This window comes from Bartonella sp. CE47NXGY (assembly GCF_042195415.1).
Classification (GTDB): domain Bacteria; phylum Pseudomonadota; class Alphaproteobacteria; order Rhizobiales; family Rhizobiaceae; genus Bartonella.
Window position 1 is genome coordinate 1 of sequence record NZ_JBHIOI010000116.1, and the last position, 1,774, is coordinate 1,774.

1 protein-coding gene and 1 pseudogene are annotated in these 1,774 nt (G+C 35.6%); both read left to right on the top strand.

The genetic code is table 11. The annotated features are described in order from the left end of the window. Positions 1-165: pseudogene (locus tag ACFIL3_RS09925) on the top strand (ABC transporter substrate-binding protein); the annotation flags it as partial. Positions 166-1,073: 908 nt separating this feature from the next. Further along, a partial coding sequence (locus ACFIL3_RS09930) for an ABC transporter substrate-binding protein (protein ID WP_375613990.1) occupies positions 1,074-1,774 on the top strand: 701 nt, incomplete at its 3' end.

Consider the following 1,774-nt stretch of genomic DNA (forward strand, 5'->3'; position numbering starts at 1 on the left):
AAAAAACGGGCGCAAATGTATGCTGATTTACAACGTGATTTTATGCAGAAAGGGCCTTATGCTTTTATCTATCAGACATATGTTTCTGTAGCGATGACACCTGATGTCAAAAAATGGGTTTGGAATAGTGCACCACGTATTTTTTATAGTGCAATTGAAAAATAAAAAGGTATCAGGTTTATAAAATATAAAAAAACATGGTCATGATATATTTGATGTATTGCAAAGCTCTTTAATACTTTGCAATACGTTGAATTCTATCGGGAATGGATTACCATGTTGTGTAGAGAATTTTGTTTCAAAACATTCTATTGGGAAGAGAGGTTATTTATTTCGATAAATTCTACGTATATAGATATTAATATTTGATATTTCAATTTATATGTATAAAAAGTAATAAATTTGTTTGTTGCAAAAGACAGGTGTAACGAATAAAGCAAAATTTAGTGTTTCTGAAAAAATGGGGACTTTATAAAATGTTTTGGTGAGAAAAACTGTTGTATGCGGGTACGTGGGGAAACATCAAGCTACTCTTCTCATACCTCAGGTTACATTCCTTATGACTTAAAATATGATAATCTATAGGTTCGAAGCTGTTATTTGATACGGAGTTATAATAAAGTTCGAATTTTCTTCTGAAGAAGGGTGAAAATGGTTACGAAAAAATTTATTCAGGATCATCAAAATATCAAATTGTTTTGAGGCTTTTGAAGCAATTAGAGTAGCGCTTTGATGATACTTTTTAGAAAATCGCAAGAAGAAACTTGAAAAAGAAATCTTTTTAATGAAGCAAGGAAGGATTTTGGTCTGATATGCTCTGAATTATAAGTGCCGTGATGTCGTGTGCTATCGTGCGTGATAGCTTCATTTTAATCAGATCGTTTTGCGTTGCATATGTTCGTTTGTTCTATACGTATTTGGGAGGGAAGGAGCTTTTGAAAAGTGGCTGCTGCTTTTAGAGATTTTGATATTTTACCTCTAGGAGGCGTGTTTTCTAAGCATGATCTTATCATTTTTGCATGTTGTCACATGAGAAGTTATACAATAACCTTAAATCTTAAAAGGAAAATTCTATGAACGGGAAAAGAAAAATATTGAAAAAGGGCAGTTCTTTTGTTTCTGCTGTTCTTGCAATGGGGATGTTTGTGCAACAAGTTTCAGCGAAAACACCTGCCGATACGCTTGTGATGGCTTGGAATCTTGATACAATAAGTACATTTGATCCCGCACAAATCAATGACCGTTATGGTAATGAAGTTCTTGTTAATGTTTGTGATAATTTAGTCGTTTCTGCTACAGATGATGCTGCTAAAATGGTTCCTTCTTTAGCGAAGAGTTGGGATGTTTCAAGTGATGATCAGAGTACGGTGATTACTTTTCACTTGCGTGATGGTTTAAAGTTCAATGATGGTCGTCCTGCGAATGCTAATGATCTTATTTGGAGCATGAAGCGGGTTGTTCAATTGAAGATGGCTACTGCGGCGACATTTAATGAATATGGGATTACAGAACAAAACGTTGATGAGGCTTTTCAAGCACCGGACGACAAAACGGTTGTGATGAAATTTGATAAACCTTATCCAGCAGAGCTCATTCTTAGCCATTTTGCCACTAGTCGTACTCTTGCTTTGCTTGATCGTGAAACACTCATGAAACACGAAAAAAATGGTGATATGGGAAACCGGTATTTGGCAAGCCATTCTGCTTGTGTTGGTCCTTATCAGCTAGAGAGTTGGCGCCCTGGAGAAGGAATTTTGTTGCGTGCAAGCTCCAA